Annotated in this window: 13 protein-coding genes; 6 read left to right on the forward strand and 7 right to left on the reverse strand. The window is 57.7% G+C overall.

What is annotated here, in order from left to right; translation table 11 throughout:
* Position 1: 1 nt before the first annotated feature.
* Together AC4OVU_RS21395 and araD are read left to right on the forward strand one after the other, a co-directional pair.
* A complete protein-coding gene (locus AC4OVU_RS21395) occupies positions 2-862 on the forward strand; it encodes an L-ribulose-5-phosphate 3-epimerase (RefSeq protein WP_017693794.1) in 861 nt (286 codons plus the stop codon).
* Positions 856-1,551, forward strand: a complete 696-nt coding sequence (gene araD / locus AC4OVU_RS21400) for an L-ribulose-5-phosphate 4-epimerase (protein WP_023304611.1) — start codon at positions 856-858, stop codon at positions 1,549-1,551. Before AC4OVU_RS21395 ends, araD begins: the two co-directional genes overlap by 7 nt.
* Here the strand turns inward: araD and AC4OVU_RS21405 are convergent, their stop codons facing one another.
* Positions 1,552-2,370, reverse strand: a complete 819-nt coding sequence (locus AC4OVU_RS21405) for an AraC family transcriptional regulator (RefSeq protein WP_032649828.1) — start codon at positions 2,368-2,370, stop codon at positions 1,552-1,554. It abuts the gene before it with no gap.
* A 226-nt stretch (positions 2,371-2,596) separates the two neighbouring features.
* Here AC4OVU_RS21405 and AC4OVU_RS21410 point away from each other — a divergent pair, with 226 nt between their 5' ends.
* Positions 2,597-3,997 carry an MFS transporter gene (locus tag AC4OVU_RS21410; RefSeq protein ID WP_110292781.1) on the forward strand — a complete coding sequence of 467 codons (1,401 nt, stop codon included), beginning with the start codon at positions 2,597-2,599 and terminating at the stop codon, positions 3,995-3,997.
* 10 nt (positions 3,998-4,007) lie between these two features.
* Complete coding sequence (locus tag AC4OVU_RS21415; protein ID WP_110292782.1) at positions 4,008-5,957, forward strand: glycoside hydrolase family 127 protein; 1,950 nt, start codon at positions 4,008-4,010, stop codon at positions 5,955-5,957.
* 55 nt (positions 5,958-6,012) lie between these two features.
* Here AC4OVU_RS21415 and AC4OVU_RS21420 read toward each other — a convergent pair whose 3' ends face one another.
* The 3 genes from AC4OVU_RS21420 to aldB form a co-directional block, all read right to left on the reverse strand.
* Positions 6,013-6,417: a type II toxin-antitoxin system HicB family antitoxin gene (locus AC4OVU_RS21420; protein WP_110292783.1), complete on the reverse strand. Its 405-nt coding sequence runs from the start codon at positions 6,415-6,417 to the stop codon at positions 6,013-6,015.
* Between the two features lie 14 nt (positions 6,418-6,431).
* A complete protein-coding gene (locus AC4OVU_RS21425) occupies positions 6,432-6,617 on the reverse strand; it encodes a type II toxin-antitoxin system HicA family toxin (RefSeq protein WP_110292784.1) in 186 nt (61 codons plus the stop codon).
* Between the two features lie 249 nt (positions 6,618-6,866).
* The gene (gene aldB, locus AC4OVU_RS21430; RefSeq protein WP_110292785.1) at positions 6,867-8,405 is read right to left on the reverse strand and encodes an aldehyde dehydrogenase AldB; all 1,539 of its coding nucleotides are present in this window, start codon (positions 8,403-8,405) and stop codon (positions 6,867-6,869) included.
* 166 nt (positions 8,406-8,571) lie between these two features.
* Here aldB and AC4OVU_RS21435 point away from each other — a divergent pair, with 166 nt between their 5' ends.
* Complete coding sequence (locus AC4OVU_RS21435) at positions 8,572-9,456, forward strand: ROK family protein (RefSeq protein WP_015572761.1); 885 nt, start codon at positions 8,572-8,574, stop codon at positions 9,454-9,456.
* Positions 9,457-9,459: 3 nt separating this feature from the next.
* On the opposite strand, the gene selB is transcribed toward AC4OVU_RS21435, so the two are convergent.
* The 3 genes from selB to AC4OVU_RS21450 all read right to left on the reverse strand — a co-directional run bounded on the left by selB (position 9,460) and on the right by AC4OVU_RS21450 (position 13,392).
* Positions 9,460-11,298 carry a selenocysteine-specific translation elongation factor gene (gene selB / locus AC4OVU_RS21440; RefSeq protein WP_017693788.1) on the reverse strand — a complete coding sequence of 613 codons (1,839 nt, stop codon included), beginning with the start codon at positions 11,296-11,298 and terminating at the stop codon, positions 9,460-9,462.
* Positions 11,295-12,680 carry an L-seryl-tRNA(Sec) selenium transferase gene (gene selA / locus AC4OVU_RS21445; protein ID WP_064489867.1) on the reverse strand — a complete coding sequence of 462 codons (1,386 nt, stop codon included), beginning with the start codon at positions 12,678-12,680 and terminating at the stop codon, positions 11,295-11,297. The genes selB and selA overlap by 4 nt, the downstream gene beginning before the upstream one ends.
* A gap of 103 nt (positions 12,681-12,783) precedes the next feature.
* Positions 12,784-13,392, reverse strand: a complete 609-nt coding sequence (locus AC4OVU_RS21450; RefSeq protein WP_015572763.1) for a glutathione S-transferase — start codon at positions 13,390-13,392, stop codon at positions 12,784-12,786.
* Positions 13,393-13,828: 436 nt separating this feature from the next.
* Here AC4OVU_RS21450 and AC4OVU_RS21455 point away from each other — a divergent pair, with 436 nt between their 5' ends.
* The gene (locus AC4OVU_RS21455; protein WP_110292786.1) at positions 13,829-15,736 is read left to right on the forward strand and encodes a PTS mannitol transporter subunit IICBA; all 1,908 of its coding nucleotides are present in this window, start codon (positions 13,829-13,831) and stop codon (positions 15,734-15,736) included.
* Positions 15,737-15,829 lie beyond the last annotated feature (93 nt).

Below are 15,829 nucleotides of genomic sequence, written 5' to 3' on the forward strand. Positions count from 1 at the left end.
CATGCGTCAGCATCCGTTAGGCATTTACGAAAAAGCGCTGCCAAAAGATCTCTCCTGGCCGGAGCGCCTGGTTCTGGCAAAAAGCTGCGGCTTCGATTTTGTGGAGATGTCGGTGGATGAGACCGACGAGCGTTTATCGCGCCTTGAATGGAGTACCACGCAGCGCGCCTCTCTTGTGGAAGCGATGCTGGAGACCGGCGTGGCCATCCCGTCGATGTGCTTGTCTGCCCATCGTCGCTTCCCGTTTGGCAGCCGCGATGAAATCGTGCGCGAACGCGCCCGCGAGATCATGACCAAAGCCATCCGGCTGGCCCGTGATTTGGGTATTCGCACCATCCAGCTTGCGGGTTATGACGTGTACTACGAGGAACACGATGAGGGCACGCAACAGCGCTTTGCCGAAGGGCTGGCGTGGGCCGTAGAGCAGGCTGCCGCCGCGCAGGTAATGCTGGCGGTAGAGATCATGGACACTGCGTTTATGAACTCCATCAGCAAGTGGAAAAAGTGGGACGACATGCTCGCCTCGCCGTGGTTCAGCGTTTACCCGGACGTCGGCAACCTGAGCGCGTGGGGCAACGACGTCACCGCCGAGCTGACGCTGGGCATTGACCGCATCGCCGCTATCCACCTGAAAGATACCCGGCCCGTTACCGAGCAAAGCCCCGGACAGTTCCGCGATGTGCCGTTTGGCGAGGGCTGCGTCGATTTCGTTGGCGTGTTTAACACGCTGAATCAACTTAATTATCGCGGCGCATTTCTGATTGAAATGTGGACCGAGAAAGCCAAAGAGCCGGTGCTGGAGATCATCCAGGCGCGCCGCTGGATTGAAGCCCGAATGCAGGAAGGAGGCATGACATGTTAGAACAACTCAAAGCCGAGGTGCTGGCGGCAAATCTCGCCCTGCCCGCCCACCAGCTGGTGACGTTCACCTGGGGCAACGTCAGCGCGGTTGACCGTGCCAGCGGCATGATGGTGATCAAACCATCCGGCGTGGAGTACGACGTGATGACCGCAGAAGATATGGTGGTGGTAAATATCGCCACGGGTAAAGTGGTCGAGGGGAGTAAAAAGCCCTCCTCCGACACCCCGACCCATCTCGCGCTGTATCGTCGTTACCCGGAAATTGGCGGCATTGTGCATACCCATTCCCGCCACGCCACCATCTGGTCGCAGGCGGGGCAGGATTTACCCGCGTGGGGCACGACGCACGCGGACTATTTCTACGGTGCGATCCCCTGCACGCGGCTGATGACCCCGGCTGAAATCGCGGGTGAATATGAATACCAGACGGGGGAAGTCATTATCAAAACCTTCGAGGAGCGCGACATAAGCCCGATGCAGGTCCCGGCGGTGCTGGTTCATTCTCACGGCCCGTTTGCCTGGGGCAAAGACGCTGCCGATGCGGTACACAATGCCGTGGTGCTGGAAGAGTGCGCCTATATGGGGCTTTTCTCGCGCCAGCTTGCACCTCAGCTTCCGGTTATGCAGCAGGAATTGCTGGATAAGCATTACCTGCGCAAGCATGGCGCAAATGCCTATTACGGCCAGTGATCATCCGGAATTAATATGCTCTTTACAGTACCGCCGTTTCCAGACGGCGGGCGTTAACCCGGTATGTTTTGAGAATATTTGCCGGAAATAACCCACGTCATTAAAACCGCACCGGGCGGCCACTTCAGTTAATGAGGCCGCATCGTTCAGCAGCAGTTTTTCAGCGGCCCTGACGCGCTGGCGGTGAATTGCCTCCGTCAGGGTTAAATGAAACGTCCGACGAAATACCCGCCCCAGGTAATCTGCGTTGCAGTGCAGCTCTTTTGCCAGCTGCGAAGTGGACAGGGGCAAATGAAAGTGCGTGCGGATAAGCTGCTTGGCCTTCCACGCCATTGCCGCGCCCGCATCATCCGCTTTATCTTCATATCCCGGCGAGAGCGATATCTGCTGCAAAATTAACAGCAAAATTATCTCCAGCGCCTGGCTACGCTGTAATTTTTCCTGCTCGCTTAAAAACTGACGGAATAACGCAATAACATATTGCGGATCCCGCACGCTACAGTGTTGCTCAATCGACAGCGGCGTCGCGCCTGGCAACACCGGCAAGCGTTCATCCACCTCAAAATGCAGCCAGTAAAATTTGAGATCGCCCGGAAAATCTTCCACGCCGACATGCCGCCGCTTCGGCCAAAGTAATAAACTCTCGCCAGCGTTTACCTCAAACAGCGTATTTTCCTCCTGGATCGTTAATGTCCCTTTTTCGACAAAAATTATCTCCCACGAAGATAATTTTCGTGCGGGATGACGGCCCACGCCCCGGGAGATAAATAACCCGCCATTTTGAACCCTGATCGGAAGTGCTATGGATAATTCAAGCATGGATATTCATTTTTCCGCTTTTATAGTGGCTGATATTGTCTTTATCCCTTGATTATTAATAAATATCAGCAGAACGGTTCGATCAAACTCACAGTTTTACCATCAGGTCGGAATCGTCACCTTTTTATACTTTTCCCTTCCCTTGTTGGTCTGCCCGTTGAATGCAGAATAAATGGGGTACCTTGCACAAATACGATAAAAAAATCGTTTATCGAGGAGTTACCCCATGACTTCCACACCGATTACAGACGCAGAAGTTGCAAAACAGGCAGCCGATGACCGGTTGTCAGTCCGCGAGAAAATTGGCTACGGCCTGGGCGACGCGGGCGGCACGGTAATTACCTGCCTGATCATGAACTTCCTGACCTTTTTCTATACCGATGTATTTGGCTTGACGCCCGCGCTGGTGGGCACGCTGTTTATTGCCCTTCGGGTATTTGACGCGATTTCCGATCCGGTGATGGGCGTGATTGCCGACCGCACGCAGAGCCGCTGGGGGCGTTTTCGTCCCTGGCAGCTGTGGGTCGCGCTTCCGATCGGGATCGTCGGCGTGCTGACCTTCACCGTCCCGGACGCCAGCATGGGCGTGAAAATCGCCTGGGCGTTCGGCACCTATCTGTTGCTTTCAGTGGGCTATACCGCCATCAACGTGCCATATTGCGCGCTGATCAACACCATGACCACCCGTCACAACGAGGTTATATCCTGCCAGTCCTGGCGCTTCGTACTGTGCGGCGTGGCGGGTTTTCTGGTCTCCGTTGGCCTGCCGTGGCTGGTGTCAGAGCTGGGACAGGGCAATGCCGCCCGGGGTTATCAGCTGGGCGTCGGCGTGCTGTGCGCCATCGCCGTGGTGATGTTCCTGTGCTGCTTCTTCTGGGTGCGCGAGCGCGTCCCGCTTGCGCTGATGGGTAAATTCACCCTGCGCGAGCACCTGGCGGGCCTGCGTAAAAATGATCAGCTGCTGCTGATGCTGGTGATGTCGTTTCTGCTGATCAACGTCTTCAACATTCGCGGCGGCGGATACATGTACTTCATCACCTACGTGCTTCAGGGCAGCACGGCGTACACCTCGCTGTTTTTCACCATGGTGACCTTTGCCGCCATTCTGGGCGCGGTGATCGTCAGTCCGCTGTCGCGGCGGATCGATACCGTCAAACTCTACTACTACACCAACCTGGTACTCGCTGCTCTTGCGGTGGGAATGTGGTTCCTGCCGGGTGGCCCGGCGCACCAGACGCTCTGGCTAATCGTGATTTTAAGTAACGGCGTGATCCTGGGCTTCACGCTGCCGCTGCACTTCTCGCTGATGGCCTTTGCCGATGACTACGGCGAATGGAAAACCGGCGTGCGCTCATCGGGGATGAACTTCGCCTTCAATCTGTTTTTCATCAAGCTCGCGTGGGCATCCAGCGCCGGGATCATCAGCCTGGTGTTTATTGCCGTGGCCTATCAGCCAGGCGCAGGTAACCAGACACCCGCCTCATTGCAGGGCATCTCCGCCATGGAGACGCTGCTTCCTGCCCTTTTCCACCTGCTGCTGGCGGTCGCTATCCGCTGGTGCAGGCTTAACAATCCCGTGATGTCGCGCATTGCCACCGATTTGCGCCAGCGTCATGTACAGTCCTGAGGAGAACGATATGACCATAATGGAAGCCGACCTGCATCAGCTGAAAATCAACGACCCGTTTCTTGGTCAGTACCAACGGCTGGTCCGCGATGTGGTGATCCCCTACCAGTGGGATGCGCTTAACGATCGCGTGGCGGAGGCCGAACCCAGCCACGCCATCGCCAACTTCCGCATTGCGGCCGGTCTGGAACAGGGGGAGTTCTACGGGATGGTCTTTCAGGACAGCGACGTGGCGAAATGGCTCGAAGCCGTGGCGTGGTCGCTGTGCCAGAAGCCGGATGCTGAACTGGAAAAAACCGCCGACGAGGCGATCGAGCTGGTCGCAGCGGCGCAGTGCGAAGATGGCTATCTCAATACCTATTTCACGGTGAAAGCACCGGCCGAGCGCTGGACCAATCTGGCCGAATGCCACGAACTGTACTGCGCCGGACATATGATTGAAGCGGGCGTGGCGTATTTCCAGGGAACCGGAAAACGCCGCCTGCTGGACGTGGTGTGCAGGCTGGCGGATCATATCGACAGCGTGTTTGGCCCGGGCGAAAACCAGCTGCACGGTTACCCTGGCCACCCGGAAATCGAGCTGGCGCTGATGCGGCTGTACGACGTCACGCAGGAGCAACGCTATCTCAATCTGGTGAAATACTTTATTGAGGAACGCGGCGCGCAGCCTCACTTCTACGATATCGAATACGAGAAGCGCGGCGGAACGTCATACTGGAACACCTATGGCCCGGCGTGGATGGTCAAGGACAAAGCCTACAGCCAGGCGCATCTGCCCCTTGCGGAACAACAAACGGCCATCGGCCACGCCGTGCGTTTTGTCTATCTGATGGCGGGCATGGCACATCTGGCGCGCCTGAGCAGCGACGAGGGGAAACGTCAGGATTGCCTGCGGCTGTGGAACAACATGGCACAGCGCCAACTGTACATCACCGGCGGGATTGGCTCCCAAAGCAGCGGCGAGGCGTTCAGCAGCGATTACGATCTGCCCAACGATACGGTCTACGCCGAAAGCTGCGCCTCCATCGGCCTGATGATGTTTGCCCGCCGGATGCTGGAGATGGAGGCGGACGGCCACTACGCCGACGTGATGGAGCGCGCGCTGTACAACACGGTGCTGGGCGGCATGGCGCTGGACGGTAAGCATTTCTTTTATGTGAATCCGCTGGAAGTGCACCCGAAAACCCTGGCCTTTAACCATATCTATGACCACGTCAAACCGGTGCGCCAGCGCTGGTTCGGCTGCGCCTGTTGCCCGCCGAATATTGCGCGCGTGCTGACCTCGCTGGGGCACTACATTTATACCGTTCGCCCGGACGCGCTGTTGATCAACCTGTACGTGGGGAACGACGTCGCCATTCCGGTTGGGGATAACATCCTCCAGCTGCGGATTAGCGGGAACTATCCGTGGCATGAGCAGGTGAAAATCGAGATTACCTCACCAGTTCCGGTGACTCACACGCTGGCCCTGAGGCTGCCGGACTGGTGTGCGGAACCGGCTGTTTCGCTCAATGGTCAGACCATTACAGGCGAGGTCTCCCGTGGATACTTATACCTCAACCGAAGCTGGCAGGAAGGCGACACGCTGACGCTGACGTTACCGATGCCGGTCCGCCGCGTGTACGGCAACCCGCAGGTGCGCCAGCAGGCGGGGAAAGTCGCATTGCAGCGTGGACCGCTGGTTTACTGCCTGGAAGAAGCCGATAACGGCGCAAATCTGCATAACCTTTCTTTGCCCCAGGACAGCGCGTTTCGGGTCTTCGAAGGCAAAGGCATTTTCGCGCACAAGATGCTGATACAGGCGGAAGGGATCGGGTGTCAGGCGAAGGACACTGATGCTCTGTGGCAGTACGACCACTCGCCGGTAGAACGTCAGCCCCGGACGCTGATCTTTATTCCGTGGTTTAGCTGGGCAAACCGGGGAGAAGGGGAAATGCGGATATGGGTGGATGAAAGCTGAATAACTGCGGCCTGTTGCCCTCACCCCAGCCCTCTCCCACGGGAGAGGGTGAATGCTACGGCAGCACGCGACGTGCTGCCTCGGCCAGAAATGCGCTTCGATTGCCGAATTGAGGATGCTCGCTGACAAAGGAATCAATCTTCACCAGCAAACGTCGAGGCATCGTGATGTTGATGCGTTCGGCTCTGCCGTCGAACTGCTTCATATTAATATCCACCAGCAACCATTGCCCGCCTGTGAAGTCGTCAGGATGATTTTCAAGGTGCACTTCGACATTACCCGGGAGAGGCAATGCTTCATCCATTTCAAACAGCGCTTCGAAGTGCGCCGTGAGCGCATCACGTGCATCCTGAAAAGCGTCATCAAGTGAATCCCCCGCAAAAAAACATCCCGGAACGTCGGGGAAGAAACCGCTGGCGCTACCGTCGGAATCAGAATGAATGTAAGCCGGATAAAACATAACTACTCCTGATATCAGTGTTTAATGCCCGCCTGTCGCCAGATCTGTGCGAGAGTGCCCGGTTTAATGTCCTTTTTAGGATGCGGAACGGTTACCAACCCTTTTTGCACTGGATGGCGAAACTGATGATGGCTTCCCTTCGTTCTTACACATTTCCAGCCATGGCAAACCAGAACAGCAATAATATCCGCACTTTTCACATCCCAACCCTTCCCTGATTATACGCATGATACACACCACCACTACTGGATTGAATGACATTAGCGCATTAAAAAAGGCAGTGCAGCCAGGCTTTGTCGAAACAGGAAGAGGCGTCGAGAAAAGAAGAAGGAGGCATGTCATGTTGCAGATAAAAATGCGGACACTCTCGTAGGCCGGGTAAGGCGAAGCCGCCACCCGGCTTTAACCCGGCTCAGGTCACCCCACCCGGGACGGCCTGAGCCCGGAGATTAAAACAGCCCCAGCGGTTTATCGGAGTAGCTGACCAACAGACATTTCGTTTGCTGGTAGTGCTCCAGCATCATCTTATGGGTTTCACGCCCGATGCCCGACTGCTTGTAGCCGCCAAACGCCGCATGAGCCGGATAGGCGTGATAGCAGTTTGTCCATACGCGTCCGGCCTGAATGCCGCGGCCCATTTTATAGGCCAGATTACCGTTACGATTCCAGACGCCCGCCCCCAGGCCATACTGCGTGTCGTTGGCGAGCTCCAGCGCCTCGTCCATGGTTTTAAACGTGGTGACGGCAAGCACCGGTCCAAAAATTTCCTCCTGAAAAACGCGCATGTTGTTCTTACCGAACAGGATGGTCGGCTCAAGGTAGTAACCCTCCTGCAAATCGCCGCCCAGCACCTTACGGCGACCGCCGGTCAACACATCGGCCCCCTCTTTTTTACCGATATCAATATAGTTGAGGATGGTTTCCAGCTGGCCATGCGATACCTGCGCTCCCATCTGGGTGACGTTATCCAGCGGGTTACCGCTGCGAATCGACTCCACGCGCCGGATCGCCCGCTCCATAAAGCGCTCATAAATGGATTCCTGCACCAGCGCGCGGCTCGGACAGGTGCAGACTTCACCCTGGTTGAACGCGAACAGCGCAAACCCTTCCAGCGCTTTGTCGAAGAAGGCGTCCTCTTCATCCATCACGTCGGCAAAGAAGATGTTCGGCGATTTCCCGCCCAGCTCCAGGGTGACCGGAATGATGTTCTGGGTCGCGTACTGCATGATCTGCTGACCCACTTCCGTTGAGCCGGTAAACGCCACTTTAGCAATACGCTTTGAAGTAGCCAGATATTCGCCGATCTCTCCCCCGGCCCCGTTGACCACGTTAATGACCCCCGGCGGCAACAGGTCGCCAATCACCTCCATCAGCAGCAGTACCGAAAGCGGCGTTAAGCGTGCAGGTTTCAGCACCACGCAGTTACCCGCCGCCAGCGCGGGCGCCATTTTCCAGCTCGCCATCAGCAGCGGGAAGTTCCACGGAATAATTTGCCCCACCACGCCGAGCGGCTCGTGGAAGTGATACGCCACGGTATCTTTGTCAACTTCACTTATTCCCCCCTCCTGGGCACGAATGCAGGACGCAAAATAGCGGAAATGGTCAATCGCCAGCGGCACGTCCGCCGCCATGGTTTCCCGGATCGGCTTGCCGTTGTCCCACGTTTCCGCGGTCGCCAGCAGCTCCAGATTCTGCTCCATCCGATCGGCGATTTTGAACAAAATGGCCGCTCTGTCCTGAACGGACGTTTGTCCCCACTTATCTTTCGCCTTATGCGCCGCATCCAGCGCTAAATCGATATCCCGCTTGCCCGAACTGGCAATTTCACACAGCGGCTGGCCGGTAACGGGCGTCAGGTTGGAATAGTATCCGCCGTCGACGGGCGCCACCCAGTCGCCGCCGATAAAGTTGTCATAGCGGGGCTTCAGCTTAAGGGGAAAACCATACTCGCCTGGCTGGATACGCGATGAGGGAGGATTGTTTGTCATGACCGTCTCCTTGCAGTAGGTGTACAACAAGGGTAGTTCCGGCTGGTGATTTTCTCGCCAGCCGGTAACGGGTTTACGAGCCGTATCACGGATTACCGTACTTTACGTTTCGTTTCTGCCGCCGGAGCCATACTTAATAGCTCAGGGGCTCATGAGGAACGATGCAATGCAGCTATTTATCGGCTTTGACGTGGGCGGAACCCACATCAAACACGGCGTGATCAACGAAAACGGCGAAGAACTGACATCCGATGAATATGATACGCCTGACGATGAAAGCACCTTCAAACAGAAGTGGAAAGCGGTGGTGGATAAGTACCGCCAGGAGCATGAGATCGTCGGCATCGGCGTGAGTTTTCCGGGCCACATCAATCACCATACTGGCGAAGCGGCCAAGGCCGGGGCGCTGGATTACCTTGACGGTGAAAACCTGTGCGAGCTTTTCGCACAGCTGACCGATCTCCCCGTAACAACCGAAAATGACGCCAACTGCGCGGCGCTGGGCGAACGCTGGCAGGGCGCCGGTAAGGATTATGAGCATTTTGTCTGCATCACCATCGGCACCGGCATCGGCGGCGGTATCGTCATGGAGGGCGATCTCTACCGTGGGTCGCACTACCGGGCGGGTGAGTTTGGCGTGCTGCCCGTTGGCAACAACGGCGAGCCGATGCACGAAGTGGCGTCCGCCAGCGGCCTGATGAAAGCCTGCCGCCGCGCGCTGGCCGTGTCGGAAGATGAGATGCCTGACGGTGAGGAGCTGTTTAGACGCATGGACAGCGACGTGCATCTGCGTGAGGCCATAGAAGAGTGGGCGCATTTCCTCTCGCGGGGCATCTACAGCGTGATCTCCATGTTTGATCCGCAGGCGGTGCTGATTGGCGGCGGCATTAGCGAGCAGGAGAAAATCTATCTCCTGCTGGATAAATACCTACAGCGATTCGAGGAGTGGGAAGCGCTCCGGGTGCCCATCCTTCCCTGCGAGCTGGGTAACCAGGCGGGAAGGCTGGGTGCGGTCTGGCTGGCTAAGCAGAAGCAGGCGCGCAGCGCTTAACGCTTAAGGAAATAACTGCGCGTCGCGTAGCACATGGTCATTGCCACGACGACGCGTAAACCCGATGCGGTTGAAATACTCCAGGATCTGAATCGCCAGTTTGCGTCCTACGTTCAGCCGATCGCGGAAGTCTGCGGCGCAGGTTGATCCGCGCGCCTGATCCAGCTCCCGGATCAGGTTCGCAAATGCCACGATCCGATCGTTGCGGTAATAACGATCTTTCACGATCGCCACAATCATCCCCTGCTGCGCCGCATGGCGCAGTACCTGACGCATCAGCTGCTCATCGGTATTGGTTTCACGCGCCAGATCGCGCACCCACCACGGTTCATCGCCAAACAGCGCCGCCACTTTTTGCCAGACCGCGTCCTGCTCAGCGGTAAAACCGGCCTTGTGCTCCGGCAGGTGCAGCCAACCGTGATGACTTGCAATCACGCCGCTTTCACGCATGTTTTCAATCAGCAACAACACCAGCGCGTCGTCTTCCATGGGCAACGCCATGCGCCGCAGACGTTCACGGCCCGGGCCGGGCTCATCCTGATGCTGTTCATGGTAGGTCGCCAACGTGCTCAGCACTTTGCGCTGCCAGCGCGCCGCCACCGGCGCGTTCAGCAGGCTGTTGCCGGCCTGAATAAAACCTGGCTCCTGCGTCAGAAGACGCAATCCTTCGCCGCTGAGCTGGCGCGCCCACGCGAACGCCGCCAGATCCACCGCACCACGCTCAAGGTGGATATCTAACGCAGACTTATCATCGCGGGCCTGGGCCAGTGCGGCCAGCCACTGTAAATACTCGGGCTTACGCTTGCCGCGACGGGGCGGATCCAGCATGACCACGCGCGCGCCCGCCAGCGTTTCCCGCGCCGAAATATCGCGCAGAACCAGGCGGTCGTTATCCGCCAGCCAGAGCGGGGAGTCGAACACCAGTTCGGCGAGATCGTTTTCCAGCAGCGACACGCGTCCGGTGATGTGGCTGGCCGCGTGGTGGATATGCAGCGGCTGCCACTGGGTCAGCGGCGTGTGGGTCTGGAGTGAAACGATGATCCGTTCAGAAGGCTCCGGCGGTGCGTCGGCCAGCAGCCAGTCGCCGCGGTTAAGCTGGTCTTTTTCGGCATCACCGGCAATATTCAGGGCGATACGCTGCCCGGCGTGGGCCTGTTCCACCGGCTGGTTTTGCGCGTGAAGCCCGCGCACGCGCATCGGTTTGTTCACGCCCGTCAGCCACAGGGTATCGCCCACGTTCACTTCGCCGCTCAGCGCGGTGCCGGTCACCACCAGCCCAGCCCCTTTCACGGTAAACGCCCTGTCTATCGCCAGACGGAAGCGGTGATGGCTGGCATGTTCACGAGACGGGATCTGCTGCAAATGGTCGCGAAGAGCGTCGATACCGCGGCCTTCTGTCGCCACGGTGACAAACAGTGCGGCATCCCTAAAACCGTACTCACTCAGCGCCGCCAGCACCTCTTCACGCACCTCGTCGATACGCGCCTCATCCACACGGTCCGCTTTGGTGAGGGCGACGGTCAACTGCGGGTTTCCCGTCAGCTGGAGGATCGCCAGATGCTCGCGCGTTTGCGCCATCACCCCGTCATCGCACGCGACCACCAGCAGAGCATGATCGATCCCGCCCACGCCCGCGAGCATATTGGACAGAAACTTCTCGTGGCCGGGCACGTCGATAAAGCCCAGCACGCGACCGTCGGGCTGCGGCCAGTAGGCGTAACCCAGGTCAATGGTCATGCCGCGCTTTTTCTCTTCCGGCAGGCGATCGGCATTCACGCCCGTAATGGCCTGCAATAACGTGGTTTTGCCGTGGTCAACATGACCGGCGGTGGCAATAATCATTTCAACATCATCTCCAGAAACCGCACTTCATCTTCCAGACAGCGTAAATCCAGCCACATGCGCCCGTCACCGATCCGGCCAATCACCGGCGTCGGTAATGCGCGCCAGCGCGCCGACAGCGCCTCAAGCTGGCTTCCGCGTCCGTCGCGCGGGGTGAACGTCAGCGCTTCGCTCGGTAACCTGTCCACCGGCAGCGAGCCGCTGCCAATTTGCGACAGGCAAGGCTCGTTACGAACGTCAAACTCAGGGTAATGAGGAGCAACCTGCGGCAGTAGCGCTTCCGCCTGCGCGCGAATGGAGGCCGCATCACGGCTCAGCAAACGCAACGTGGGCAGGCGATCAGCCAGTTTCTCCGGGTGGAGATAGAGCCGCAGCGTGGCTTCCAGCGCGGCCAGCGTCATTTTATCGGCACGCAGGGCGCGCTTCAGCGGATGCTGCTGTAGCTGCGCAATCAGCTCGCGCCTGCCGACGATAATCCCCGCCTGCGGCCCGCCCAGCAATTTATCACCGGAGAAACTGACCAGGCTTACGCCCGCGGCAACCATTTCCTGCACCATGGGCTCTTTCGGCAGACCGTACTGGCGCATATCCACCAGCGACCCGCTGCCGAGATCGGCAATCACCGGCACGTTTAGCTCGCGCCCGATGGCGGCCAGTTCGGCCTCTTCCACCGTTTTGGTGAAACCCTCAATGTGGTAATTGCTGGTATGCACTTTCATCAGCAGGGCGGTGTTTTCATTCACCGCCGCGCGATAATCTTTTGCATGGGTACGGTTGGTTGTGCCCACTTCATGCAGCGTGCAGCCCGCCTGGCGCATGACGTCCGGAATACGAAACGCCCCGCCGATCTCCACCAGCTCGCCGCGAGAGACGACAACCTCTTTTCCGCTCGCGATGGCCGCCAGCATTAACAGCACCGCCGCCGCGTTGTTATTCACAATGCAGGCATCTTCCGCGCCGGTGATCTGGCAGAGAAGATCCGCCAGTGCGCGATCGCGATGCCCACGCCCGGCGCCGTCCAGATCGTACTCCAGCGTCACCGGCGAGCGCATGGCACGGGTGACGGCCTCTGTTGCCTCTTCGGCCTGCTGTGCCCGGCCCAGATTGGTGTGCAGAACCGTGCCTGACAGGTTAATAACCGGGCGCAACGCGCTTTGCCCGTGCTTGCTCAGCCTGCGTTCAACTTCCTGCTCCCACGCCACGCACCAGCCGGGTAGCGCGTTCTCAGCCTGAATATGGCGACGCGCATCGTCCTGAAGCTGGCGTAGCATGCCGACCGTTGCAGTATGGCCAAACTGCTCCAGCACCGCAGTGATGCGCGGGTCACGAAGCAGACGATCGGTAGCGGGGATCTGGCTGTAGAGGGAATGATGAGTAGTCATGAATGCGCCTGGCGAGTAAATATCTTCCCCCCTCCCGACGGGAGAGGGAGTTAACATGTGGGGGGATTGTACCGCCTCCCGCCAGGAAGTGTTATAACCCGCATCAAGCCTTTGGCGGTTCAGTCCGGGCAAAACTTTCGCGCTGGAAGAGCGTCTCCGCCAGTTTGACCAGCAGCGGACGATCCACGCACCAGCCCGGCGAGACGCGGCGGAAATTGAGGTAGCCAATGGCGCAGGCGATGGCGATCGTCGCCAGATTCAGGCTATCGCTCTGAATTTTCCCGTCGCGGATCAGCTGTTCGCACATATCCAGGCTGCGGCTGATTTTTTCGCGCTGGCGCAGCAGCTCATTTTCTGACTGCTGGGCGGCGGGCCTTGCCTGCTCGCGTACGGACGTCAATGCCGCATCCATAATGCCATCCGCCAGGGCTTCAATTTGCTTCATCGCCAGCGCTGCTTTTGGATCCGCCGGCAGCATGGCTGGCGCAACGCCAAGCAGTTCGATGTACTCCGCAATGATCGGGGAATCAAACCAGTAATCGCCCTCGTCCGTTACCAGCGCCGGGACTTTCCCCAGCGGGTTGTACTGCGCAACGCCGTTCTCTGCGTTGTAGGGCTGTTCATTTACGAATTCAAATTCAATCCCTTTCTCCAGCAGGAGAATCGAAATCTTACGCACGAAAGGACTGGTATAACTGCCGATGAGTTTCATTGCTTATCCTTAATGCCCACAAAGAGGTCAGTATGGATCAAGCCGTGGAAAAAGGCAGGTGTGCGTATCGCATTCCTGCCATGAGGGGATACGGGAGAAATCTGCATAAAAATATTTTGTGAATCAAATCACAATCTGGAAACAAACAACCAACTTAACATTGTGATGCAAATCACAAAACACCGCCCATTTTGGCGTAATTCTGAGCGATGTATTTTTTTTACACACTCGTTATGTGATCGCGATCACTTCATTAATGTCCTCACCCCCTACATTCATGTGATTCAGATCACACAAAATTTCACTGTCTGGACAGTTGAACGATTCAGTGCCAGATTTCACAGCATCAGAACAGGGCCCGGCTACCTCTGCCGCCGCACATTAACGATAAACCTCGGGCCACAAGCCTAAGCGTAAACATAAGAAGGGGTGTTTTATGTCATCCGATTTCAAGATCAAAGTGCAAAGCTTTGGTCGTTTCCTCAGCAACATGGTGATGCCAAATATCGGCGCGTTTATCGCGTGGGGTATTATCACCGCATTATTTATTCCGACAGGGTGGTTGCCTAACGAAACGCTGGCAAAACTTGTTGGCCCAATGATTACCTATCTCCTGCCACTGCTCATCGGTTATACCGGTGGTCGTCTGGTTGGCGGTGACCGCGGTGGCGTCGTGGGTGCCATCACAACCATGGGGGTGATCGTCGGTGCGGATATGCCGATGTTCCTCGGTGCGATGATTGCCGGTCCTCTGGGCGGCTGGGCAATCAAGAAATTCGACGTCTGGGTTGATGGCAAGATCAAATCCGGCTTCGAAATGCTGGTGAACAACTTCTCTGCGGGCATCATCGGGATGATCCTCGCCATTCTGGCGTTCCTCGGCATTGGCCCGGCGGTTGAAGTGCTGTCCAAGCTGCTGGCGGCGGGCGTTAACTTCATGGTGGCGCACGACATGCTGCCGCTGGCGTCTATCTTTGTTGAACCAGCGAAAATCCTGTTCCTGAACAACGCCATCAACCACGGTATCTTCTCACCGCTGGGTATTCAGCAGTCACACGATTTCGGCAAGTCCATCTTCTTCCTGATTGAAGCGAACCCGGGTCCAGGTATGGGCGTTCTGCTGGCGTACATGTTCTTTGGTCGCGGCAGCGCGAAACAGTCTGCTGGCGGCGCGGCGATCATTCACTTCCTGGGCGGTATTCACGAAATTTACTTCCCGTATGTGCTGATGAACCCACGTCTGATCCTGGCCGTTATCCTTGGCGGTATGACCGGCGTGTTCACCCTGAGCGTACTGGGCGGTGGTCTGGTGTCTCCTGCTTCTCCAGGCTCTATCCTGGCGGTGCTGGCGATGACCCCGAAAGGCGCCTACTTCGCGAACATCGCGGCGATCTGTGCGGCCATGGCGGTCTCCTTCGTGGCCTCCGCTATCCTGCTGAAAACCAGCAAGGTGAAAGAAGACGACGATATCGAAGCGGCAACCCGTCGTATGCATGACATGAAAGCCGAATCCAAAGGCGCAACGCCGCTGGCGGCGGGTGATGTCTCTAACGACCTGAGCCACGTGCGTAAAATCATCGTGGCCTGTGATGCCGGTATGGGCTCCAGCGCAATGGGTGCGGGCGTACTGCGGAAGAAAGTGCAGGATGCGGGTCTGACCAACATCTCCGTCACCAACAGCGCGATTAACAGCCTGCCGCCGGACGTTGACCTGGTGATTACGCACCGCGATCTGACCGAACGCGCTATGCGTCAGGTACCGCAGGCACAGCACATTTCCCTGACCAACTTCCTCGACAGCGGCCTGTACGCCAGCCTGACCGAACGCCTGGTGGCGGCGCAGCGCCATGAAGATAACGAAGTGAAAGTGCGTACCAGCCTGCAAGACAGCTTCGACGAGAGCAACGCGCATCTGTTCAAACTGGGCGCTGAAAACATCTTCCTTGGCCGCACGGCGACCAATAAAGAAGAGGCCATTCGCTTCGCCGGTGAGCAGCTGGTGAAAGGCGGCTACGTTCAGCCTGAGTACGTTGAGGCGATGCTGGAACGCGAAAAGCTGACCCCAACCTACCTGGGTGAATCCATCGCGGTTCCACACGGTACGGTGGAAGCCAAAGACCGCGTGCTGAAAACCGGCGTGGTGTTCTGTCAGTATCCTGATGGTGTGCGCTTCGGTGAAGAAGAGGACGACATCGCCCGTCTGGTGATTGGTATCGCCGCTCGCAACAACGAGCATATCCAGGTGATTACCAGCCTGACCAACGCGCTGGATGACGAAACGGTTATTGAGCGTCTGGCCAACACCACCAGCGTTGAAGAAGTTCTGGCCCTGCTGAACAAGTAACAGCGCCTCTTCCCTCTCCCCCCGGGGAGAGGGCTAGGGTGAGGGGAAAACGTTCCTCACCCCAGCCCTCTCGGGTAAAAACATTGATGAAGG

The organism is Enterobacter sp. 6722112 (assembly GCF_058661685.1).

What these genes read in the sequence shown, in the direction of transcription:
- AC4OVU_RS21395 (WP_017693794.1), top strand. Translation starts at nt 2, where the DNA reads ATGCGTCAGCATCCGTTAGGCATTTACGAAAAAGCGCTGCCAAAAGAT.
- araD (WP_023304611.1), top strand. Translation starts at nt 856, where the DNA reads ATGTTAGAACAACTCAAAGCCGAGGTGCTGGCGGCAAATCTCGCCCTG.
- AC4OVU_RS21405 (WP_032649828.1), bottom strand. Translation starts at nt 2,370, where the DNA reads ATGCTTGAATTATCCATAGCACTTCCGATCAGGGTTCAAAATGGCGGG.
- AC4OVU_RS21410 (WP_110292781.1), top strand. Translation starts at nt 2,597, where the DNA reads ATGACTTCCACACCGATTACAGACGCAGAAGTTGCAAAACAGGCAGCC.
- AC4OVU_RS21415 (WP_110292782.1), top strand. Translation starts at nt 4,008, where the DNA reads ATGACCATAATGGAAGCCGACCTGCATCAGCTGAAAATCAACGACCCG.
- AC4OVU_RS21420 (WP_110292783.1), bottom strand. Translation starts at nt 6,417, where the DNA reads ATGTTTTATCCGGCTTACATTCATTCTGATTCCGACGGTAGCGCCAGC.
- aldB (WP_110292785.1), bottom strand. Translation starts at nt 8,405, where the DNA reads ATGACAAACAATCCTCCCTCATCGCGTATCCAGCCAGGCGAGTATGGT.
- AC4OVU_RS21435 (WP_015572761.1), top strand. Translation starts at nt 8,572, where the DNA reads ATGCAGCTATTTATCGGCTTTGACGTGGGCGGAACCCACATCAAACAC.
- selB (WP_017693788.1), bottom strand. Translation starts at nt 11,298, where the DNA reads ATGATTATTGCCACCGCCGGTCATGTTGACCACGGCAAAACCACGTTA.
- selA (WP_064489867.1), bottom strand. Translation starts at nt 12,680, where the DNA reads ATGACTACTCATCATTCCCTCTACAGCCAGATCCCCGCTACCGATCGT.
- AC4OVU_RS21450 (WP_015572763.1), bottom strand. Translation starts at nt 13,392, where the DNA reads ATGAAACTCATCGGCAGTTATACCAGTCCTTTCGTGCGTAAGATTTCG.
- AC4OVU_RS21455 (WP_110292786.1), top strand. Translation starts at nt 13,829, where the DNA reads ATGTCATCCGATTTCAAGATCAAAGTGCAAAGCTTTGGTCGTTTCCTC.